Raw genomic sequence first — 22,885 nt, forward strand, 5'->3', positions numbered from 1 at the left:
GCCACTCGTGACGGTTGGTGTGTCGGAGAGAGCCGTAACAGCGGGGCGCCTCCTTGCCCTTGGTCTTGTAGTGTACATGGCAGTGGACATATATTGGGTTGCAATTCGCATTAATGTGTGCGGCGGTCCTGTCGTATCTTGCGCAATTGATCAGCCAGTCCAAGTTTATTGAGTTTTGCATACAGGGTGCTTTTTGCTATGCCTAGTTCTCGCGCCATGAGCGTAAGGTTTCCGCAACAGGACTCAAGCATCTGTTGAATCACCTGACTTTCACTTTCCTTAAGCTTTCCCTGGTTGACAGCAATGGTTGGCGTCGCCAGGGTGCCATTGCCCGGGGCGCCCGGTTGCAAATGCGGCGGCAGGTCTTTAACTTGCAGCACGGATGACGGGGATGTGAGGTACATGCTTTCAATGGTATTGCGCAGTTCGCGGATATTGCCGGACCAGTGATATTGACATAATAGCGCCATCGCATCGTCAGCGATGGTTTTCGGGCCTGCATCATACCGGGAGCAAAGGCGCTGCAGCAGATGCCGAGCCAACAAAGGAATATCTTCGGCCATTTCGCGCAACGGTGGCAGTTGTATGCTGGTAACTGAGATGCGATAATACAGGTCTTCACGAAAGCGACCTTCGGCAACTTCACGCTGCAGATTGCGATGCGTTGCCGCAATGAGTTTGAATTGAATTTTCCGGGGCGTTGTTTCTCCAATACGGTAGATTTCCCCTTCTTCCAGCACACGCAACAAATGTGGTTGCAGTGCCAGTGGCATTTCACCGATTTCATCAAGAAACAGCGTGCCGCCATGAGCAGCTTCAACTTTACCTGTCATGCCACCCCGACGTGCCCCGGTAAAGGCGCCATCGGCGTAACCGAACAGCTCGCTTGCCAGCAAGTCTGCCGACATGCCTCCACAATTGATGGCGACAAATGGCCGGCGCGCCGGCTTGGCAACATTCACTTCGCACGCAGCTACACTTGAGCTTTCCGCAAACTGATGCATGGCGCGAACCATATTTTCCTTACCCGCTCCTGTCTCGCCGAGTACCAGCACTGGTACGTTTACTGTTGCCAGGCGCCGGGCCTTGGCGATAGCCTCGCGCAAGGGGCGGGCAGTTCCGATAATGCGATCGAACGCGTCGGGCTCGGGCCGGTGTACGTATTGTCGTGCGCGCGCCAGGGACGCGCCGCCGGCAGGGGCACAGGGTGGCTTTCTGCGAGGAAGGGTCAAAATGGACCCGACTCTTTTTCCTTCCACAATGACCGCTTCCACCCAGTCGGGGTCGAGCCACTCCGGCATTGATCTGTCACCGACGAGGTCGGCTTGCCTGACATTCAGAGCAGCAATGGTATCTAGCTGTTCAGGGTCTGCGCAGATGTCCATGTCACGCAGAATCTGCCTGGCGTAAGGGTTCAGCTTGAATGGACGTCCGTGTCTGTCAACAATAATGATGCCGTCCTCAGTTCCCAAAAACCGATCCATGCTGCGCTCAAGCAGTTGGTTTCGAAAATGCAACTCATTTTTGGACAGTAAGTTTTCAATACGGCTGGCGGTGTATGCGACCAGTGCCAGGCTGTTTGGCGTGTAGGTGTTATGCAAGCCCGAAATATCAATCGCACCCATTGTGCGCCCGTCCAGCGGATCCTGAATGACGGCTGCTGCGCAGGTCCACGCTTTGACCTGAGCGCAGAAGTGTTCGGCCGAATGAATTTGTACCGGCAGACCGGTTGCCAGCGCGGTACCAATCGCATTCGTGCCTGACAGCAGTTCGTCCCAGCTCTGGCCGGAAACCAGCGATACGTTCTCGGCCGCACTCTGGGTTCGGCTGTCGCCCTCAACGGACAGAATAACGCCCTGCGGGTCAGTCAGAATCATGATCGAGCCGGTTTCCTCGAGTAGGTCTTTTGCCATCTGCATGACTGGCTGACTGCAGGTCAGCAGATCGGCATGCCGTTCCTGCAGGTGACGCAACGAGGCGCCTTGCAGCGCAGGGGAGGTTGTCGGATGAAAGGGGTCAACTTGCGCGTGCAGGCAGCGTTGCCACGAGTCAGTCACCAGAGGGCGCAATTCGTCTGAATTGCATGTGCCGCCGTGAACGATGCGCTCCCAGACTGACATGACTAGGCCATTTTTTTCGGGGTCGGATAGCCTTTGTGATCTTTTGCTCCTGATCATATTGTCTCTCCCTTTGTGCTGATACTTATCACTACCTTCAACCTTTCCGGTAGTGTGCCTTTTCCCCGGTAGCACTGAGTGGCTGGCTTGCGCATGATTGGATTGCTTAAGTCTGGATCGCTTAAGTCTGGATCGCTTAAGTCTGGCGAAGGCCACCTGTTGCATTTGTGGGGTTGATCGTGTTGATAACTATAACGTCGCAGGTCTTGATTTTGCAATATATGAAAAACCGATGGAGCATGCTTTTGCCGTAAGGTGAATTCGTTTTCCTGCCGTGCCTTTGGTATGAGTCGCGTTCGTCACGCCGGTCAAATTTCATACGTTGTCAACAAATACGTATGGGATTCGAACGTTCAGGACAGCGTTTTTTTAGACTCAATAATAGGAAAACTAAAAAGAAAAATAAATTTTCCAGAAAAATCAGCCGGTTGAAGATTGATAAAAAAGTTGGCCCGAAAATTGCTAGATCTCTGCGCACGACAGTCAATTCTGTTGTTCAGGCAGCCCGGTAGACGCAAGGGTAATGCGCCTATCTGGTTGCGAGGTTAGCAATTATTCGGAGACAAAAATATGCAAACTGAATCAATGCCCGTTCAGGTAATGGGTATCGATGCCGGCGGCACGATGACCGATACTTTTTTCGTCAGCAGCGATGGCAGGTTCGTTGTCGGCAAGGCCCAGAGCAACCCTGGCGACGAGTCCCAGGCGATTTATGAATCATCCCAAGATGCGCTGGCGCCGTGGGGGCGCAGCGTAGAGGACGTCTATCCTGAACTGCTCACTTGCGTATATTCGGGAACGGCCATGCTCAATCGTGTCGTCATGCGCAAGGGGCTGGATGTGGGCCTGATGTGCAACAAGGGATTCGAGGATATTCATTCAATGGGCCGCGCACTGCAGAGTTACCTTGGCTACGCGCTGGAAGACCGCATCCATCTGAATACCCACCGCTACGACGAGCCGCTGGTGCCGCTATCGCGCACTCGCGGGGTGACGGAAAGAACTGATGTACAGGGAAAAATCGTTATTCCATTGAATGAAGACGAAGTGCGCTCGGTCACGCACGAACTGGTCAATAGTGGCGCCAAGGCCATCGTCATCAGCCTGCTGCAGTCCCACAAAAATGGACAGAACGAGCAGCGTGCCCGCGATATATGCCTGGAAGAACTCAAAAAGATCGGCAGCGATATTCCAGTCTTCGCAACGATCGACTACTATCCTTCCCGAAAGGAAAGTCATCGAACCAACACAACCGTGCTTGAAGCCTATGCGGCAGAGCCGTCGCGCGCCACGCTCAAACGCGTCAGTGACCGATTCAAGAAACACGGTGGCAAGTTCGATCTGCGCGTGATGGCCACGCATGGAGGAACCATCGGCTGGCGAGCCAAGGAGCTGGCCCGCACCATCGTCTCCGGCCCTATCGGGGGCGTGATCGGCTCGAAGTATCTGGGTGAATTGCTTGGCTATGAAAATATTGCCTGCAGTGACATCGGTGGCACCAGCTTTGATATGGCGCTCATCACAAAGGGCAATTTTGCCATCAAATCCGATCCCGACATGGCCCGACTGGTGCTGTCGTTGCCCTGGTCGCCATGGATTCGGTGGGCGCAGGCGCTGGCAGTTTTGTACGTATAGATCCTTACAGCGGCGCGATCAAGCTCGGACCCGACAGCGCCGGCTATCGTGTTGGCATGTGTTGGCCTGAAAGCGGTCTTGAAACCGTCTCGATAACAGACTGTCACGTGATCCTGGGCTATTTGAACACCGATAACTTTCTTGGCGGAGCGATCAAGCTGGACGTTGATCGCGCACGCCGCTGCCTGAAGGAGCAGATTGCCGATCCGCTGGGCCTGTCGGTCGAGGATGCAGCATCCGGCGTGATTGAATTGCTTGATCTGCAACTACGTGAATATACGCGTTCCATCATCAGTGCCAAGGGCTATAACCCAGCCGATTTCGTCTGCTTCTCGTATGGCGGCGCTGGCCCGGTCCACACCTACGGCTATACCGAGGGCCTGGGCTTTGAAGATGTCATCGTGCCTGCATGGGCAGCCGGCTTCTCGGCCTTCGGTTGCGCTTGCGCCGAGTATGAATATCGGTATGACAAGAGTGTCGACATTGCGGTGCCGCCTACGGCCGGAGACGATGTCAAGATTGCAGCAGGCAAAACCCTTACCGAAGCGTGGGCCGAGCTCGCAGAGAAGGTGGTCGAGGAATTCATCATCAATGGCTTCAAGCGTGAAGATGTCATGCTGCGCCCAGGCTACAGCATGCAGTATCTTGGCCAGTTGAATGACCTGGAAATCGACTCTCCCATCAGCGCCGCTGCCACGGTGGCCGATTGGGAAAAACTGGTTGCCGCTTTCGATGAAACCTATGCTCGTGTGTACGCCACGTCTGCCAGTTCCCCTGAACTCGGGTTCGGTGTCACCAGCGCTATCATGCGAGGCAGTGTGGTCTCCAAAAAGCCCGAACTGCCAGAAGAAAAACTGGTCGGAGAGACGCCACCAAAAGAGGCATTGCTTGGCAAGCGCCCATTCTACCGTCGCAAGCAATGGCAGCAGGCTGATGTTTGGTCCATGGAAAAACTGCAGGCCGGAAACCGTATCGTCGGTCCTGCCGTGATCGAATCTGACTCCACGACTTTCGTGGTGCCCAAGGGGTTCGAAACCAGACTCGATACACACCGCTTGTTCCATCTGAAAGAAGTCAAATAGAAAGCAGGAGACATATATGAATAATATGATGACAAAGAACGTGTTCGGTCCGGGAGAGTTGCTGGGCAATGGCAAGACGCTGCGCGAACATCGTAACGAGGTTCTGTCGAAAACCCGCGAGACCGGGCACTACAACGGCCTGAGCACGCTGACCTTCAAGGAAAAGGATCCGATCCGCTATGAGAAAATGTTCTCCCGGTTACGCGGTGGTCTGGTTCATGCTCGCGAAACTGCGAAGAAAATCGCGGCCTCACCGATCGTGGAGCAGGAAGGTGAGCTGTGCTTTACGCTGTATAACGCCGCAGGCGATTGTATCCTGACCTCAACCGGGATCATTATCCACGTGGGAACCATGGGCGCGGCGATCAAGTACATGATCGAGAATGACTGGGAAGCCAACCCAGGCATTAACCCGGGTGATATGTTCACCAACAACGATTGCACCATCGGTAATGTTCACCCTTGCGATATTGCGACCATTGTTCCCATTTTCTGGGCAGACCGGCTGGTTGGCTGGGTCGGTGGCGTGACCCACGTGATCGATACCGGTTCTATCAGCCCCGGGTCCATGTCCACGGGGCAGACACAGCGTTTTGGCGACGGCTATATGACGACCTGCCGCAAGACAGGTGTCAATGACCAGCCGCTGCGTGACTGGTTGCATGAAAGCCAGCGTTCCGTACGTACGCCGAAGTACCTGATTCTAGATGAGCGTACCCGTATCGCCGGTTGCCATATGATCCGGGCGTTGGTGGAAGAAGTGATCGAAAGCGAAGGCGTCGAGGCATTTGAAACATTTGCCTACGAGATCATCGAAGAAGGGCGTCGGGGCTTGCGGCAACGGCTCAGGGATATGACCATTCCGGGCGTCTATCGCAAGGTAGCGTTTGTTGACGTGCCGTACGACCATGAGGATGTCAACCTGACGTCTTCTTACGCCAAAATGAACACGATCATGCACGCGCCTACGGAGCTGACCATCAGGCCGGATGGTTCTTGGCGCATGAACTTCGAAGGAGGCAGCCGCTGGTGCTGGCACAGTTTCAACGCCAACCAGGTCGCTTTCACCAGCGGTATCTGGGTGATGCTGACCCAGACGCTGGTGCCGACGCAACGGATCAATGATGGCGCCTATTACGCAACTGAGTTCCATATTCCCAAGGGAACATGGATGAATCCGGACGACCGTCGTACAGCGCATGCTGATGCCTGGCACTATCTTGTTTCCGCCTGGACCGGCATGTGGCGTGCCATGAGCCAATCCTATTTCAGTCGTGGTTATCTGGAAGAGGTCAATGCGGGTAACGGGAATACCAGTAACTGGCTGCAGGGTGGCGGCATCAACCAGGATGGTGAAATTCACGCCGTCAACAGCTTTGAGACGGCGGCCACCGGCACCGGCGCCTGCGCGGTCAAGGATGGACTAAATCATGCTGCGGCCGTATGGAACCCCGAAGGCGACATGGGTGATATCGAAATCTGGGAAATGGCCGAGCCTTTGCTGTTCATGGGACGCACGGTCAAATGCAACTCAGGTGGCTATGGGAAGTACCGGGGCGGTTGCGGTTTGGAAACCTTGCGCATGGTATGGCACGCGCAGGACTGGACTATGTTCTTCTCAGGCAACGGCTATATGAATAGTGACTGGGGGATGATGGGCGGTTATCCTGCTGCCACCGGCTATCGCTTTGAAGCCCACCACACTGGGCTGAAAGATCGCATTGCCAATCGCGATTCACTACCGCTGGGAGCCGATGCCAATCCGAACCAACCGGACTACGAGAAACATCTGGGAGAGGGCGCGGTGGTCAAGCGCGACAAGCAATGCATGACAACCGAAACCGTATTTGATGACCACGATTTGTACCTCAATTACATTCGTGGAGGCCCGGGTTTTGGTGATCCGCTGGATCGGGATCCTCAGGCGATTGCCCGCGACCTCAACTGCCGTTTCGTTCTGCCTGAATATGCCGAACGTGTTTATGGCGCCGTTATTGCAAAAGATGCCCATGACGTATGGACGGTTGACGATCGCAAAACCGAAGAACGACGCAAGCAGATCCGCAAGGAACGCCTGAAACGCGCTGTTCCGGTACGCGACTGGATGAAACAGGAGCGCGAACGGATTATCGCCAAGGATGCGTCATTGCCGGTACGTCATATGTACTCAACCAGCTTCGGTCTGAGCGAAAAATTCACCAACGAATTCAAGTCCTTCTGGGATTTGCCTGCCGATTGGTCGTTGCCCGAATCCGAGCTGGGTGTTCCATCCTTTGGCTCCACGTATCGTAATGACATTTCCGAAATGCCCGACGTTCGTACGGTTGTGCTGGTGGAAGAGTAATTCGCAGGGATCGGCGCCAAGGCAGCCGGTCCCGCTACAACAATATTGGAGATAATTTATGTCAGTTTATACAAAGGAACAGGTCAGAAATCTGGTTGACGGCAAACTCGATTGGGATACGACCTTGCGCATGTTGCAAATGCCTAAGGACAAGGAGCGTTTTGAAATGTATCGTGATGTCCTGCAGGCTAAAATGTCATGGAAGGACGAAATCATTTTGCCGCTGGGGCCACATCTTCATATCGTGCGCTCGGCGAAAACCGGCGAGTGGATCACCAAATGTGAGTGCGGACATGAGTTTTGTGCCTATGACAAAAACTGGAAACTGGAGGCGAGCATTTTTGTGCGCGATACGCCTGAAGCAATGGAGGAAGTCTATCCATTGCTCATGGCGCCCGACACGCAGTGGCAGGTGTATCGGGAGTACTATTGTCCTGATTGTGGCGTAATGCTGGATGTAGAAGCGCCCACGCCATGGTATCCCGTGATTCACGATTTTTCGCCGGATATTGAGGCTTTCTATAAAGACTGGTTGGGTCTTCCTGTACCTAAAAAAGGGAAGTAAACAGCTGGCTGCGTGGGCGCCTGACAGCCGATTCACGCTGTGTTAGTCCACGCAGAGCTTCAGTGAAGTATCAGTGCGGCATCATGATTGTAATTTTTATGACGTTTATGATGCCGCCATGGCTCTCATGCTTGTTGCAATCAGCGTTCAGCAATGGTGGGCTAAATAGCCTGCTGCTATTCACCGTGAATGCTGGCAGCACGTTAAGCCAATTGATCTTGCTGTACTGCTGCAGGGCTGCGTTACAGACGCAGCCCTGCAGCAGTTTTTACAACAACACCAGGCTGAGCAACCATACCGTGAGCATCCCGACCACGCCCTGAATCAGCGTGGCCATGGTCTGTGCATAATAGGCGGTTGAGACGCGCATGCGGCTAAACTGGGTAACCACCCAGAAGAAACTGTCGTTGGCATGAGAGACGGTCATCCCGCCCGCACCAATGGCCATTACTGTCAGGACACGTCCCATTTCGCTATCCAGACCTAATTGACCGAGCATCGGCGCGACCAGCGCAGAGGTCGTGACCAGCGCGACAGTGGTCGAGCCCTGGGCGGTTTTGAGCGCTGCCGATACGATGAAGGGCATAAACAACCCGATTCCCATGGCCGACAGGGTCGTGCCAATGTAATCACCCAGCGGCGTTACTTTCAGAATTGCGCCAAAAGCACCGCCCGCACCGGTGATCAGCAGAATCGGTGCCGCAGAAGTGAGTCCTTCGGCCACATAGTCATGAAACTGCTGGCGTTTGCCCGTACCCTTGAGCAGGAACATGGCAGCGATCATGCCCGCGAGTAGCGCAACGACAGGATGCCCCAGGAACAGCAGGATGCTGGCAAAGGTACCTTCACCAAACGGCTTGCTGGGGAAGGCGACGATCGAGCCAATGCAGATCAGGATGATAGGCAGGAAAATGGGCGTAAAGGCCTGGGCTGCGCTGGGCAGCACGCCATATTCTTCACGGGTCTTCATCAAGCCCTGATTCGGGCCGACAGGCACCACAGGCTCTTCCAGTTCAATGTCCTTTTTCAGGAAAATATTGGCCCAGAGCAAACCAGCGAGCGCCGTCACCGCAGATACGACCAGACCAACCAGAATGACCAGGCCCAGGTTGTCGCCCAGCCCCAGATTGCCGGCGGCGGCAATCGGTCCCGGGGTTGGCGGCACAAAAGTATGGGTTGCATACAGGCCGGTTGCCAGCGCGACGCTCATGGCGATCAGCGAGACATTCATGCGTTTTGCAATGGCTTCCTTCAGCGAATTGAGAATCACATAGCCAGAATCACAAAACACGGGGATGGATACCAGATAGCCAATAACAGACATGGTAAGCGTAGGGAAGCGATTTCCCAGCAGCTTGATAATGCTGTCTGCCATGGTAATGGCGGCGCCTGTTTTCTCCAGAATGACACCAATGATGGTGCCCAATACAATCACAATCCCGATACTGCCCATGATGCCACCGAAGCCGGTGGTGATGTGTTTGACAATATCCAGCAGCGGCACCTGATACATGAAGCCGCCGATAAAAGCCGCTGCGAGCAAAGCCAGAAACGGATGAAGTTTGAGTTTGGTTGTTGCCAGTACGATCAGCGCGATCAATATGGCAAGAATGGCGACCAGGTACATTTCAGTTGTCCTAATTCAATTGTGGTAAAAGGTTGGGGTGCAACGGGTAATAATTCGGCGATTGTATCTTAATTATTACCGGATATCGTGGTCTTACCCCTGCGCTGGCGCATGTGCAGCGTGGCCGATGGCAGCCGATCAGGCTGCTGGCGCAAGGCGCGACTAGCGATGATATGTTGATCGGCAGGGGCGTGCAACCAGTTCGGATGGCATGCATGGTGGGGCCTGCCAGCACTAGAGCGACAGAACGTTTCACCAGAAAAAGTAAAGACCATTAAGAAAAAGTGGCTTGCCAGCCAGTAGTCGCTTGTTCACAATGACTACAGTTCCTCGGTTTCAACAGGCACCTGTCGCAACGCCATCAGTTTTGGCATAATCACGGCAGTTCAGGAAAAGACAATGACAGAGAGTACAAAAAACGAAAACGTAGGCCAGCTTCAGCTGATTGCGGGCATGGCTATGTCGGGCACCATTGGGCTGTTCGTAGTCTGGTCGGGGCAGAATCCCTTTAATGTCGGGTTCTGGCGCTGCCTGATTGGCGGGTTGTGCTTGTTGCTGTTTTGTTTTGCCAAGGGATATCTGAAGCTGTCGCACGTATCAAGATTGCAATGGGTATTGCTTGCCGTCAGCGGCGTGGTGCTGGTGCTGAACTGGGCAGCGCTGTTCGCTTCCTATCTGCACGCGGGTATCGGCGTTGGCACGGTGATCTACAATACGCAGCCGTTTTTTCTGTTGCTGGCCGGCCCGCTGATATTCGGAGAGCGCATCACGCTTAAACAGGTGCTGCTGGCGATGCTGGCCTTTGGCGGCGTGATACTGATTGTGCTGCCCGCTCTGCTTGGAGTAGAAGTGGATCTGCTGTTTCTACAGGGCGCCGGCTTTGCCTTGCTTGCCGCCATGCTTTATTCGGGCGTGACCATTGTTACCAAAAAGCTGGCCGGTATCAAACCTCATGTTGTAGCGATGTGTCAGCTGGGCGTGGGGCTTGTTTTCCTGGCGCCGATCATGGCATTTGACCAGATGCCACAGACATCAATGCAATGGCTGTATGTCGTTGTCATGGGGGTGTTTCATACCTTCCTGATGTATATCCTGATCTACTCTGCATATCAATCATTGCCGGTGGGAAAAATTGCGATTCTGTCTTATGTTTATCCGGTCGTCGCGGTGATTGCAGATTATTTTGCGTTTGGCCATGAAGTGGGGGGCTGGCAATGGCTGGGCATTGTCATGATTATTGCTGCGGGCTTAGCCAATGCGCGCAATTCGGGAAGACGGGTGCAATCGCCGGACATGTTGCAGAAGAATCTGCAAGCCGGGCATGGCGAGCTTGCCGGCGATGCGGTTATAAATAGTCCGGTGCGAACACAATCGCAATAAGCTGTGTTTTTAGATGGCTGCACCAAGGCACCAGGCTCCCGGTATTAACGGTTTTAACGATATTAACGGGTCTTGTTCCGTTTGTGTCGGGCCTGTTGTAGGTGGTTATCGATCGGAAAAGCCGGGCGACTGAGTATGGTGCTGCGTCTGGTAGGCGGCGGCTTCCTGTATCAGCCACTGCCGAAATTTTTGCGCCCCTTTGGATAAGCCGGCCAGTGACGGCCCCAGCAGAAAGTATCCCAGTTCCGAGCGCAATGTCAGCGGGTCTATCGCAACCAGTTTCTGTTCCTTGAGCAACGTGTCCAGCAGCACCAGCCGTCCCAGCAGCATGCCCTGGTGGGCAAGCGCGGCGTCTATCGACAGGCCTGAATCGGTATAAGTAATGCGATAGTCGGGCAAGGTGGACTCGGGCGCCTTTGCATGCAGCCATTCGCGCCAGGTCACATCCTGGTCATCACCGCCCAGCATGCCCCGGTCGCCAATCAATGGCAGGCGGGAGAAATCCGCGGACTCTACCAGCGGCGCCCACGCGGGATATTGGCGCGGTGTACACACAGCCTGATGGGCTTCTTTCATCAGGCTGTCGCACAGTGGCGTTTCATAATTACCCTTGCCATAGCGGATCGCCAGGTCCAGATCGTCAAAGGTGAAATCAATCAACTTGGGCGAACTGTCTATGTCCAGCCGGATAGTGGGGTGCTGGCGAAAAAATGCGGGCAGGCGAGGGTTAAGCCAGAAGCGTGCGAACGAAGGCAGTACGCTGATGCGCACCAGCAAGGGATCGCGCGGGTGATGAAAGGACCCTGCCAGCAGATCGAACGCCTGGGACAGTTTGGGCAGCGCGTCGCGCCCATAAGCGGTCAGCACGATTCCGCTGCGCGATTGAGTGATGACGCGCTGGCCCAGATGATGTTCCAACTGCTTGATTTGCTGGCTGACAGCAGACGGCGTGACATGCAGTTCCTTGGCCGCCAGCGCCATGGATTTGAGGCGAGCAGTGGCTTCGAATGCCTTTAGGCTGTTCAGCGGAGGAAGCGGCTGGCGGATTTTCAAGAAGGGCTCTTATAGGTGCAGGTGTTCAGGTATTGTTGATTGTAGGGCTTAACCCGTATTCTGCCGACAGGATTCGTGCAAATCGCTGACTATGTTGTGTAAAGCGTACGTGTTGGACGTCCGTTTCAAAAAAATGACGCGCGTTGGCGCTCGGCTCTTTATAGAGCGCGGTAATCAGCCGGCTATAGCATCCACCATTACAGAAACAGTGAATATAAAGAAAAACGCTCCGGTCCTGGTTTGGACGGGAGCGTTTGGCTGCTGCTGCCTGTAAATCGGCCTGCCTGGCCGGTTTACAGAGTTGCCTGCTGCGGCTATACCGCGTTCTTGAAGTCTCGGTCTGCGCGGTCGAAGTTGTCGACCACGGCCTGTGAGGGGGCTTTGGTCAACAGTGAAACTGCTACGATCACAATCATACCGGCAATGAAACCAGGTACGATTTCATACAGGGCGCTGCCGCTATACTGTTTCCATAACACGACGACCAGTGCGCCGGCGACCATGCCGGACAGTGCGCCGGCGGCATTCATGCGACGCCAGAACACCGACAGGATAATGACCGGACCAAAGGCTGCGCCAAAGCCGGCCCAGGCATACGAAACCAGGCCAAGTACCCGGCTTTCAGGATCAGATGCAATCCAGATGGCGACCAATGCAATTAACAGTACCATCACTCGGCCAGTCCAGACCAGCTCGGTCTGGCTCGCGTGCGGCCGTATAAAGCCTTTGTAAAAGTCTTCGGTAATAGCGCTGGAGCATACCAGCAACTGGCAGCTGAGCGTACTCATGACCGCAGCCAGGATCGCGGACAGAATCACACCTGCAATCCAGGGATTGAACAGAATCTGGGCTAGTTCGATAAAGATGCGTTCGCTATTTTTGTTGATTTCGCCGGCTTGTTCCGGATGCAACTGGAACCAGGCAATGCCAAAATAACCCACGGCGACGGCGCCAGCCAGGCACAGAATCATCCATGTCATGCCAATGCGACGTGCAGATTTAAGGCTTTTGACCGAATCGGCTGCCATGAAGCGCGCCAGGATATGCGGCTGGCCAAAGTAACCCAGGCCCCATGCTGCCGCACTCACGATCGCAATAAAGCTCGTACCTGAAATCAGGCTGGAGTAATTCTTGCCGGCTGCGGCCGCTGCCTGGTCGATGGTTGCCGTGACCGCAGACAGGTCGCCCAGTCCGAGCAGAACCATGATCGGCGTGAGGATGAGTGCGAAAAACATCAGTGACGCCTGAATCGTATCAGTCCAGCTGACAGCCAGAAAACCGCCGATAAAGGTATAGATGATGGTAGCACCAGCGCCCAGCCACATCGCGGTGACGTAATCAACGTGAAAAAGGCTTTCGAACAGACGGGCACCAGCCACAATGCCGGACGCACAATAGATGGTAAAGAAAAACAGAATGATGGCAGCCGCTGCAATCTTGATGATGACGTTGCCGGCACCAAAGCGGTGATGAAAATATTCGGGAAGCGTTAGTGCGTTGTTGTTGTATTCGGTGTGCATGCGCAAACGGCCGGACACCAGCAGCCAGTTGAAGTAGGCGCCGACGGTCAGGCCGATGGCGATCCAGGCTTCAGACAAGCCGGCCAGATAAATTGCACCAGGCAGACCCATAAGCAGCCAGCCCGACATATCGGAGGCGCCCGCCGAGAGTGCTGTTACAAAACTGCCCAGACTGCGTCCGCCCAGAATATAGTCGTCAAAATTACGTGTTGAAAAGTAGGCGATAAACCCGACTGCCAGTACGACAATCAGATATATGGCGAACGTGATGATCATTGGATTTATGCCACTCATTCCTCGTTCCCTGTGTCTGTCTGTTGAAAGTGTTGGATTTTACGGAAAAGTAAAACAGATGAATATAAGGGTTAACTCTTATAAATGAAGGTTAACGTTTTGATTTGATGTGCATATTGTTTTTCATTTTTCTATTTTTAAGCGGGGTTAACCTTAAAATCAACCCGGTTCTCCGATTTGGGCTGTGCGCTGCGCCATAACCTGGCTCTTCAAAGAGCTGGCCCTGGCAACCATGCCGGTGAGCTGTTCTGGCCGGCCCGCTAAAAGAAATTTATAGCTTTTCGCGCAATTCGTAATCAATAACGACATCGCGCGCGTCGCCGGCGCTGTCTGGCCGCAACCCCATCCACGTACCCAGTCCCAGCGGCGAGGCTTGCCCCAGACGAATGCCCTTGATGTCTTCTTTTCTGAGTACGATCTCCGCATCCCAGTTCAACTCGATCCCCACATAATGGCGCAGCCAGTGGGTCAGTTGCTTTGCCTGGCGTGTGCCGGGCATGAATTGATCAAATTCAGAGCGCGTAAGCGGGCCCAGCGAAAGGCGAAATTTATGCTGTGCATCGCGCACGGAGCTGCCCAGAATCGTATCCTGGCCCAGTCCCATGCTGCCATTGAGACCCAGCTGCTGCGATGGGTGCAATTGGATCCATTGCGGCACAAATTCCTTTAGGCTGACGTTGATGTTGAAGAAGGTTCTCAGTATTTGGATAATGCCTTCCGGATTGCGTGTCTGGCGCACCAGGTGGCCGGCAAAAAAATACTTGGCGTGATCCATGATGGAGTCACGCTGTTTCAACGAATCCTGCCCCTGATTGATCAGGCTGGCAACATGACGACTGAAATTTTCTTCGGGACGATCCAGGCTGACTGTGCTTTGCGCATCTGCCCAGGCCCGGTAAAAAAGTGCAATCAGGCGATGATGGAAAATATCGGCAAAGGCCGAGAGTGTGTGGTCCCGATGATGTACGATCCGCTCGCGCACGTATTCGGTCAGATGCAAGGGTAATGGGCCGTTAGGACCAAACAGCCCGTAGCTCAGAATGGAAACAACGGGCGGACCGTCTTTATCACGGTCGACATCACAAATGGTGGATGGCGCGAACGCCATGGACGGTTCCTGGCGCAGCCGCACCGGTTCGCGCGAGGGCAGCGAATCGCGGCCCAGCGGCTTGCGTGTGCCGCTGCGGGCGTCCAGCCAGCGCAATACATGATACAGGCCGAAGCGATACGGGTCTGCTTCAAGCTTCTGCCAGAAGTCCGGCGGCAGCGTATTGGCCGGGGTTACAGGATCCGAAGGTGTATCCATGCGGTTGTGGTACCCGTCAAAAGGTGTATAAGATAGCGTGATGAAATGACATGGCGGTTGCAGCCAGTGTACCCGAAAGCTTAATATTGTGTAAGGTGACCGCCCTGAGGATATCAGATACGGAGAACAAGGCGCTATCTGCAGGTTTGGCAGATGTATGCTACTGCCCGGGCGCGGGCGGCAAGCGCATCAGCGTCTCGCCCCAATGCGTTTGAGGGATAAATGGCACAGAATATTTACGATAATCCTGGTTTTTTCGCTGGCTACGTTCAATTGCCCAGGCAGGTCCTTGGCCTGGAAGGGGCGCCGGAATGGCCAGCGATCCGGGCGCTCTTGCCTGATCCGACCGGCAAACAGGTTGTCGATCTCGGTTGCGGCTTTGGCTGGACCGCACGCTGGTTTCGCCAGCAGGGGGCGGCCTCGGTATTGGGGCTGGACCTATCGCGGAACATGATCCAGCGCGCGCGGGCAGAGACTGCAGATGCCGCTATTGAATATCGAATCGCCGATCTGGACACCCTGACGCTTGCTCGGGCTAGCTTCGATATTGCCTACAGTGCATTGACCTTTCACTATGTGCAGGATTTTGATCGCCTTGCGCGCCAGATCACAAGTGCCTGCAACCTGGCGGGCATCTGGTCTTCTCGATTGAGCATCCGATCTTCATGGCCGCCGCCGCCGCTCATTGGATTAGTGATGAGCAGGGCCGTAAAACCTGGCCGGTCAACGGATACGCCCGGGAGGGCGAGCGCCGCACAGACTGGTTCGCCACCGGCGTATTGAAGTACCACCGGACAATCGGCACAACGTTGAATGCCTGATTGCTGCGGGTTTTCGCATTCAGGTCGTGCAGGAGTTCGCACCCACTGCCCAACAGATTGAGCAACTACCGCAACTGGCAGAGGAGCTGGAACGTCCTATGATGCTGATTGTGTCGGCGACAGCGTAACGGTTGCTGCGGACAAAGCCATTTCTTGTCTTAGGGTGCTCAATACGCAGGCCGGATCGGCGCGTTTACATTTGGCAAAACTTTAGAGTTCGAAAACCTTCACGGATACACGTAACATACAGGACATCATTTTCACAGGCAGGTCATATCTTTCGGCTACGCTTTCCCATTCACAAATGACAGCAAGCAAAATAAACAACTATGTCTGAAATTAATCGCAGCGATCTTTTTGGAAAACTTGACACCCTGCTGTACCGCGCACTGGAAGGCGCCACAGCATTTTGTAAACTTCGCGGTAACCCTCATGTGGAACTGGTGCACTGGCTTCATCAGATCATGCATGAGCATGACAGTGATCTGCAGAAAATAATTCGTTATTTCGAACTCAATCCCGATCAGCTGGAGCGCGGCATTGTCGCCACCCTGGACGAACTGCCGCGTGGCGCTTCCTCGGTTTCCGATTTGTCGGAGCACCTGGATAACGCGGCCGAACGTGCCTGGGTATATGGTTCGCTCAAGTATGGCGAAGCGCGGATCCGCAGCGCGCATCTGATTCTGGGCATTCTCAAGACCCATTCTCTGCGCAATGTGCTCTATGGTATTTCATCAGAGTTCAAGAAAATCACGCCGGATGTACTGGCCGACCATCTGCCGGCTATCGTCAAGGACTCTGTCGAGCAGCAGGATAGCGCTGCCTTGTCAGATGGTGGCGCAGCAGCGCCTGCTACCGGGGCCAGCGGCAGGTCTGCGTTGGCACAGTACGCGGTAGACATGACCGCCCGGGCGCGTAACAATGAAATTGATCCGGTATCCGGTCGTGATGAAGAAATCCGGCAGATTGTCGATATCCTGATGCGCCGTCGTCAGAACAATCCATTGCTCACCGGCGAAGCCGGTGTCGGCAAAACCGCTGTGGTTGAAGGATTGGCGCTGCGGCTGGCCAGCGGCGACGTTCCGCCTTCGCTGCGCGAGGTGTCGCTGTATTTACTGGATATCGGGCTGTTGTCTGCCGGCGCGAGCATGAAGGGTGAATTTGAATCGCGACTGCGTCAGGTCATAGACGAAGTGCAGGCCAGTGAAAAGCCGATTGTACTGTTTATAGACGAAATCCATACCTTGATTGGCGCAGGCGGTGCTGCTGGCACGGGCGATGCGGCCAATCTGCTCAAACCCGCGCTGGCGCGCGGTCAATTGCGTACCATCGGCGCTACGACCTGGGCCGAGTATAAGAAGTACATAGAAAAAGACCCCGCCCTGACGCGCCGCTTTCAGGTGGTGCAGGTGCACGAACCGGCCGAAGCCCGCGCGCTGATTATGTTGCGTGGCCTGGCCGGCAGGCTGGAGTCGCACCATCAGGTGCTGCTTCTGGATGAAGCGATTGATGCCGCCGTGCGACTGTCGCACCGCTATATTCCGGCGCGCCAGCTTCCCGACAAGGCAGTGGCGCTGCTGGATACGGCGTGCGCCCGTGTGGCGGTCAGCCAGCACGCCCAGCCGCCAGCCGTAGAGGATTGTCGGCGGCGCATAGAGCATCTGCAGATCGAGCGCGATATTGCGCAGCGGGAATTGCAGGTCGGTGTCGGCAGCGAGGCACGCATCGCTAACATCGACAGCGACCTGGAGGTCGCGCGTGACAAGCTGGGCCATCTGGAAGATAACTGGCGGACCGAGCAGGAGCTGGCCGCCCGGCTGTTTGAGTTGCGCCAGATATTACGTGATGAGGATACCAGCGAGCAACTGCGCAACGACACCCTGACCGCGCTGCGGCAGGTGCAGCAGCAACTGGAAACCCAGCAGGGCGAAACGCCCTGATTTTTCCGTCGGTGGACGCCAATGCCGTTGCCGCTGTCGTGGCAGACTGGACGGGCATTCCTGTGGGCCGAATGGTCAAGGACGAGGCCAGTTCGGTATTACAGTTGTCCGACTCGCTGGAAAAACGCGTTATTGGCCAGCGTGATGGGCTGGATGCCATCACGCGCCGTATCCAGACGTCCCGTGCCCGTCTTACCGATCCAAATAAGCCGGTAGGGGTGTTCCTGCTTTGCGGCCCCAGTGGCGTGGGCAAGACCGAGACGGCGCTGGCGCTGGCTGAAACGCTTTATGGCGGCGAGCAGAATCTGATCTCCATTAATATGAGCGAGTTCCAGGAAGCACATACCGTTTCCACGCTTAAGGGAGCACCACCCGGCTATGTTGGTTATGGCGAAGGCGGTGTGCTGACCGAAGCGGTGCGGCGCCGCCCCTATAGCGTGGTCCTGCTCGATGAGGTTGAGAAGGCGCACGCCGATGTGCATGAAATTTTCTTTCAGGTATTCGACAAGGGCTGGATGGAAGACGGGGAAGGGCGCTATATCGACTTCAAAAACACCGTGATTATTCTGACCTCCAATGTCGGGACGGATCGTATTGTGGATCTGTGCAAGGATCCTGATTTGATGCCCGATGCCGAAGGGCTGACCGGCGCCTTGCGTGAGCCCCTGCTGGGCGTATTTCCTGCGGCGCTGCTGGGTCGACTGGTGGTGGTGCCATATCTGCCGCTATCGGATGAGATGCTGGGTCGCATCGTGCGTCTGCAACTGGATCGTATCAAGGTACGTCTGCAGCAAAATCACAATATTGATTTTGAGGTTACTGACGCTGCAGTCTCGCAGATCGTTGGACGCTGTACTGAAGTGGAATCCGGCGGGCGGATGGTGGATGCGATTCTAACCAATACGGTATTGCCTAAAGTGAGCCAGGAAATTCTGATGAGCACCATCGAAGGCCGCAGTTTGGCCCGGTTGTCCCTGGATGCGCAGGACGGCGAGTTTGTCTATCAATACAGCTGAAAATCAATTCAGTTGCAATGAAGATTGAAGAAATGCCCGCTCATTAAATTGCAGCGGGCATTTTTTTGAGGATTCGATCCGGACGGTGGCGCATCTGTCGACGGGATGTCTTGCCAGGCATCTTATCGTTGCCGGGCGTGTTATTTTTTGTCCGGGTCTTTGTCTTTGTATCCGGAATGCACTGCGCGCTGCAGTGTATCAAGAATATTATCCTGCTTGTGACTGTCCAGGGCGGTATCTTTGTTCAGGGTAGTCGGACTGTCGTCGCTGAATATGGTGTAGCGATCTTTGTCTGCGCCGTCGTTAGGCAGCGCATCCAGTGGGTCTCCATCGATGGATGGATGATGCATGCCTTCCGGCCTGAGCAGTTCTACGGGATTATGATGATTGCGATTGGTGGCCGATTCCATGTCAAATGGATGTCGTTCATCGGCAGCGCTGCCGCCCACCGGCAGTACACCAGGACCGCTGAGCAGATCCTTGAAAATGTCGTCGGGGTTTTCTTCCGGCACAGGCGCTGCTGGCGGAGTGTTGCCCGCATCGGGGGGCTGGGCCGCATTTGCCTTTTCCGGCGCCGCATGCGATATCGTCGTGTTGTCTCCCAGGGGTGCGACCGTGGTGTTGGGTACGGGCGCCGGGGGCGGCATCCTGTTAATGGGCGTGCCCAGCGGGTGTTCTTCAGGATAGAGATCAGGTTGTGCTGCGCCGGCGGCCTGCTCGACGGGAGCCTGATAGGCCGGATGCCAGGTGGGCAGTTGCTCGTCAATGTCGGCAGTAGCGGGCGTTGCCCCCGGAAAGGCACGGGCCGCTGTCGTCGCCCCTGCAGCTGCAGCCGTGCCGGCAAATGCCGCCGTATCGTAAGGGGTTGCGCTCAGGGCAGTGTCGTCTATGGCGGCCGGTTCAGAGGCAGGCGGTCCGTCAACGACAATCAGATAATCACCCACGGTAATCCGGTCGCCTTTGTGAACACTGGCTTCCTGGGACAGTCCGAGTGGCGTGTCGTTGACTGCAACGCGGCTCATGCTGCTCATATTGAGTACTGTGCCAGCACCGCCTGCTTCCTGCATGCGAACAATCGCTTGCAGGGTGCTTAGCTCGCCCGACGGGTCGGGCAGGTTCAGATCATTCTGCTGGCCACGGCCAATCGTGCCGCCGGGCGGCTGCAACTGACAGGTAAACGTGGTGGCATTGTGCAGATGTTGTACGGTCAGTTTCATGATGGGTTCTGCTCCTTGACTGGAGACGGTTGTGGCGTCCCCGTCGTGCCGCGCCGGCCTACTTTGTCAGAGGACGGATGGGCGTAATGCTGCCGCCAGCCGGTGTGGTGCCCGGATTTGTTGTTTTGCTAGGCTGATGCTCTGCCTGGACTCCCTCAAAAACCGGTCCCCATGACGGGTGTGATTTCTCGGCGGGAAGCAATGTGAAATTGGGATTCAATGTCAGAATTTGTTCAAAAGTGCTGGCGCAACTACGCTTGGCTTCTGTCAGGCACTCGCTGAATGCCTTGTACTTGAGTGCCGTCGTGTGCAGCGGAACCGAGCCGGTGCTCAGTGCCGGCGTGTTCGTTACTTGCGTAATGACCGCGTCGTATTGTCCTGCCATAAAACTTTCACGTATCGGCCGAATCTGTACTTCTTCAGATGAGGACAGTGCAGTGGAATCGGAGCTGCTCCACAGGGAGCACGCCGACGTCAGGACACCAGCAGCAAGTACACCGGACAGCAGAAATACACGTGAAGCGTTCATTTTTTTGAATTGAGACATGTTGATGTAATAGAAATATTTAATAATGCTGTTTGACATAGCCTGTTAATGCAAATGAAATATACCGTTTTATTACGGCGGATGACAAATGCAATTGCAACTGCAGATCAGTCACTGTGCTGCCATTTCTGCGAAGGAAATGTCCCTCATTGGAGTGTTTAAGGCAACAGGACTGTGTACCAAATATATTAATACCTGTAGATGACAATAACATGTTAAATCGACAGCGTCGTGCTTAAGAAACGTAAATTATGTAACGTATAAGTAACTTTGGAAAAATACTGTTTAATTTAACTACATATTAGTCAATTTCAGTAAGAGTATAGGTTTTTGTGCTTGATGTTTTGGTCTGTCACAAACACAATGCAAATTGACGGATTTGTCGGGCGTGCAGGCGCTGACAGACAGGACTGGCGGGCGCAAATGCTCTTGTAAACTGCGCCTTTAAGGCGGCTATTGCGGCTTATAGTGGCTAATATGCGGTTCATGATCAGGCACTTGCACGCTATTTGAATGAGGACATGGCAAATGACATTTATTTATAACAAGATCATGAAGCTGGGGACGGTCGGCCTGATTGCCGCCGGTGTGCTGGCCGGATGCGCATCTACCGAATCCAAAATGGCTGTCCCCTATATCGTAGAGTTAAATGCTGATAGTCAGGTAAACCCTAATGCCTCGGGCAAACCTTCGCCGGTTAAGGTTACTGTCTATGAACTGAAGTCCACCAATGCTTTTGATACGGCAGACTATTTTGCCCTTATGAAGGACCCGCGCGCAGTACTTGGCGATCAGATGCTTGAAGTCAATTCCCGTATCATCAAGCCGGGCAGTACTGAAGAAATCAAGGCATCGGGAAGCACCCAGGCCAAGGCGCTGGGCATTGTTGCCTCGTACCGCGATCTGAACAACAGTCAATGGCGCCTGGTAGTAGATCTGCCCGAAGCCGAGACGACCAATTTCTACAAATTCTGGCAGTTCTCTCCTGACGAAAAGCGTATTCGCATCGATGTGCAGAGAGCCGCTGTCAACGTCAACAAAACAGAACCAAAATAAATTGCAGATTGTTTTATGAGCATAAAAGATAAAGTAGTCTGGTCAGAGGGGATGTTTCTTCGCCCCCATCATTTTCAGCAGTTCGAACGATATCTGGAACACAACCTGCGAGTACGCATCGAAAGTATCACAAGCGTGTTCTGGGGGTTTCAGGACCTGGATATTGATGTTGATGCCCTGGCGCTGGGCAAGGTGGCGCTGAAAAAGGCCACGGGCCTGTTTCCCGATGGCACGCCGTTCAGCTTTGACGCCGAGTCTGCGCCCTTTGCCCTGGAAGTGCCGGCCGGCACGCTGGACAAACGGGTATACCTGGCGATCCCGCGAGTACGCGAAGGCGCCGAAGACGTTGTGTTCGAAGAGACGCCCGACTCTCTGGCGCGCTATAGCGTCATTGAAGATGAAGTTGTCGACACCTGTGAAGTGTCTCTTGGAACAGCGGTGGTGCAGGTCGGACGATTGCGTTTTCGGCTGATGCTGGAATCCGATTTCGGTGATGAGTGGATCGGCATGCCGCTGGCCTGGATTACCGAACGCAGCGCCGACAATAAGGTCGTTCTTGACTTCACTTATATCGCGCCGGTCCTGTCGAGCAATGTGAGTTTTGCCCTGACCAGCTTTATCCGGGAACTCTTCGGACTGCTCAATGCCCGCAGTGAACTGCTGGCGACACGTCTGAATCAGCCGGGGCGTGGCGGTGTTGCCGAAGTCTCGGAGTTCCTTATACTGGAAACCATCAATCGCTATCGTGGCGCCTTATGGCATATGATCACGCTTGGCAATGTGCATCCGGAGCGCATTTTTCATGACTTTCTGATGCTGGCCAGCGACCTGGCCACCTTTACCGGCACGGGAAAACGAATGGAAACGTTCCCCGCTTACGTACACGATAATTTGCGGCTTAGCTTTGAACCGCTGATGCAAGTGCTGCGCCGGGCGCTGACCACCATTCTGGAAGAGCAGGCCATTCGCATACCGCTGCACGACAAAGGTCAGGGGCTGCGGGTGGGCAGATCACCGACCCGCACCTGTTGCAGTCTGCCGAATTTATTATTGCCGTTCATGCCGATATGCCGGCTGAGCTTACGCGGACCCGTTTTCCGGCACAGGTCAAATTGGGACCGGTCGAGCGTATCCGCGATCTGGTGCATCTGCAGTTGCCGGGCGTGTCGCTCAAGCCGGTCACCAATGTACCGCGTCAGTTGCCGTACAGCGCGGGGCATATTTATTTTTCTCTGGAAAAAACCGGAGATATGTGGACACAACTGGAACGCACCGGCGCGCTGGCGTTGCATCTGGCTGGGGACT

11 protein-coding genes and 4 pseudogenes are annotated in these 22,885 nt (G+C 54.7%); 8 read left to right on the forward strand and 7 right to left on the reverse strand.

Features of this window, described 5'->3' with window-relative positions; genetic code table 11:
- Positions 1 to 110: 110 nt before the first annotated feature.
- Positions 111 to 2,120 (reverse strand): sigma-54-dependent Fis family transcriptional regulator, encoded by a 2,010-nt coding sequence (locus TKWG_RS03365; RefSeq protein WP_050981516.1) that lies wholly within the window; start codon positions 2,118 to 2,120, stop codon positions 111 to 113.
- 627 nt (positions 2,121 to 2,747) lie between these two features.
- Between TKWG_RS03365 and TKWG_RS03370 the strand changes: the two are divergent.
- The 3 genes and pseudogenes from TKWG_RS03370 (at position 2,748) to TKWG_RS03380 (ending at position 7,803) form a co-directional block, all read left to right on the forward strand.
- Positions 2,748 to 4,894 (forward strand): annotated as a pseudogene (locus TKWG_RS03370) (hydantoinase/oxoprolinase family protein).
- A gap of 16 nt (positions 4,895 to 4,910) precedes the next feature.
- Positions 4,911 to 7,238 carry a hydantoinase B/oxoprolinase family protein gene (locus tag TKWG_RS03375; protein WP_014749476.1) on the forward strand — a complete coding sequence of 776 codons (2,328 nt, stop codon included), beginning with the start codon at positions 4,911 to 4,913 and terminating at the stop codon, positions 7,236 to 7,238.
- 58 nt (positions 7,239 to 7,296) lie between these two features.
- Positions 7,297 to 7,803 (forward strand): acetone carboxylase subunit gamma, encoded by a 507-nt coding sequence (locus TKWG_RS03380; protein WP_014749477.1) that lies wholly within the window; start codon positions 7,297 to 7,299, stop codon positions 7,801 to 7,803.
- A 268-nt stretch (positions 7,804 to 8,071) separates the two neighbouring features.
- Here the strand turns inward: TKWG_RS03380 and TKWG_RS03385 are convergent, their stop codons facing one another.
- Positions 8,072 to 9,430 (reverse strand): GntP family permease, encoded by a 1,359-nt coding sequence (locus tag TKWG_RS03385; RefSeq protein ID WP_014749478.1) that lies wholly within the window; start codon positions 9,428 to 9,430, stop codon positions 8,072 to 8,074.
- Between the two features lie 399 nt (positions 9,431 to 9,829).
- Here TKWG_RS03385 and TKWG_RS03390 point away from each other — a divergent pair, with 399 nt between their 5' ends.
- Positions 9,830 to 10,810, forward strand: a complete 981-nt coding sequence (locus tag TKWG_RS03390) for a DMT family transporter (protein WP_014749479.1) — start codon at positions 9,830 to 9,832, stop codon at positions 10,808 to 10,810.
- 105 nt (positions 10,811 to 10,915) lie between these two features.
- Here the strand turns inward: TKWG_RS03390 and TKWG_RS21045 are convergent, their stop codons facing one another.
- The 3 genes from TKWG_RS21045 to tssG all read right to left on the reverse strand — a co-directional run bounded on the left by TKWG_RS21045 (position 10,916) and on the right by tssG (position 14,983).
- A complete protein-coding gene (locus TKWG_RS21045; protein ID WP_014749480.1) occupies positions 10,916 to 11,863 on the reverse strand; it encodes a LysR family transcriptional regulator in 948 nt (315 codons plus the stop codon).
- A 314-nt stretch (positions 11,864 to 12,177) separates the two neighbouring features.
- Positions 12,178 to 13,677, reverse strand: a complete 1,500-nt coding sequence (gene putP, locus TKWG_RS03400; protein ID WP_014749481.1) for a sodium/proline symporter PutP — start codon at positions 13,675 to 13,677, stop codon at positions 12,178 to 12,180.
- Between the two features lie 271 nt (positions 13,678 to 13,948).
- On the reverse strand, positions 13,949 to 14,983 hold the full coding sequence (gene tssG / locus TKWG_RS03405) for a type VI secretion system baseplate subunit TssG (protein ID WP_014749482.1): 1,035 nt from the start codon (positions 14,981 to 14,983) through the stop codon (positions 13,949 to 13,951).
- Positions 14,984 to 15,205: 222 nt separating this feature from the next.
- On the opposite strand from tssG, the pseudogene TKWG_RS03410 reads away from it, so the two are divergent.
- Both TKWG_RS03410 and tssH read left to right on the forward strand, forming a co-directional pair.
- Positions 15,206 to 15,932: pseudogene (locus TKWG_RS03410) on the forward strand (class I SAM-dependent methyltransferase).
- A gap of 201 nt (positions 15,933 to 16,133) precedes the next feature.
- A pseudogene (tssH, locus tag TKWG_RS03415) lies at positions 16,134 to 18,760 on the forward strand (type VI secretion system ATPase TssH).
- 140 nt (positions 18,761 to 18,900) lie between these two features.
- On the opposite strand, the gene TKWG_RS03420 reads toward tssH, so the two are convergent.
- Together TKWG_RS03420 and TKWG_RS03425 are read right to left on the reverse strand one after the other, a co-directional pair.
- Positions 18,901 to 19,977, reverse strand: coding sequence for an FHA domain-containing protein (locus tag TKWG_RS03420; protein ID WP_014749483.1), 1,077 nt, complete (start codon positions 19,975 to 19,977; stop codon positions 18,901 to 18,903).
- A gap of 58 nt (positions 19,978 to 20,035) precedes the next feature.
- A complete protein-coding gene (locus tag TKWG_RS03425; protein ID WP_171815112.1) occupies positions 20,036 to 20,506 on the reverse strand; it encodes a TssQ family T6SS-associated lipoprotein in 471 nt (156 codons plus the stop codon).
- Positions 20,507 to 21,052: 546 nt separating this feature from the next.
- Here TKWG_RS03425 and tssJ point away from each other — a divergent pair.
- Both tssJ and tssK read left to right on the forward strand, forming a co-directional pair.
- The gene (gene tssJ / locus TKWG_RS03430; RefSeq protein WP_014749485.1) at positions 21,053 to 21,580 is read left to right on the forward strand and encodes a type VI secretion system lipoprotein TssJ; all 528 of its coding nucleotides are present in this window, start codon (positions 21,053 to 21,055) and stop codon (positions 21,578 to 21,580) included.
- A gap of 51 nt (positions 21,581 to 21,631) precedes the next feature.
- Positions 21,632 to 22,857: pseudogene (gene tssK / locus TKWG_RS03435) on the forward strand (type VI secretion system baseplate subunit TssK); the annotation flags it as partial.
- Between the last annotated feature and the right edge of the window lie 28 nt (positions 22,858 to 22,885).

The organism is Advenella kashmirensis WT001 (assembly GCF_000219915.2).
Classification (GTDB): domain Bacteria; phylum Pseudomonadota; class Gammaproteobacteria; order Burkholderiales; family Burkholderiaceae_B; genus Advenella; species Advenella kashmirensis.

Coding starts and splice junctions, on each gene's coding strand:
- tssJ (WP_014749485.1), top strand. CDS start 21,053: ATGACATTTATTTATAACAAGATCATGAAGCTGGGGACGGTCGGCCTG.
- TKWG_RS03425 (WP_171815112.1), bottom strand. CDS start 20,506: ATGAACGCTTCACGTGTATTTCTGCTGTCCGGTGTACTTGCTGCTGGT.
- TKWG_RS03380 (WP_014749477.1), top strand. CDS start 7,297: ATGTCAGTTTATACAAAGGAACAGGTCAGAAATCTGGTTGACGGCAAA.
- TKWG_RS03385 (WP_014749478.1), bottom strand. CDS start 9,430: ATGTACCTGGTCGCCATTCTTGCCATATTGATCGCGCTGATCGTACTG.
- TKWG_RS03375 (WP_014749476.1), top strand. CDS start 4,911: ATGAATAATATGATGACAAAGAACGTGTTCGGTCCGGGAGAGTTGCTG.
- TKWG_RS03365 (WP_050981516.1), bottom strand. CDS start 2,120: ATGTCAGTCTGGGAGCGCATCGTTCACGGCGGCACATGCAATTCAGAC.
- tssG (WP_014749482.1), bottom strand. CDS start 14,983: ATGGATACACCTTCGGATCCTGTAACCCCGGCCAATACGCTGCCGCCG.
- putP (WP_014749481.1), bottom strand. CDS start 13,677: ATGAGTGGCATAAATCCAATGATCATCACGTTCGCCATATATCTGATT.
- TKWG_RS03420 (WP_014749483.1), bottom strand. CDS start 19,977: ATGAAACTGACCGTACAACATCTGCACAATGCCACCACGTTTACCTGT.
- TKWG_RS03390 (WP_014749479.1), top strand. CDS start 9,830: ATGACAGAGAGTACAAAAAACGAAAACGTAGGCCAGCTTCAGCTGATT.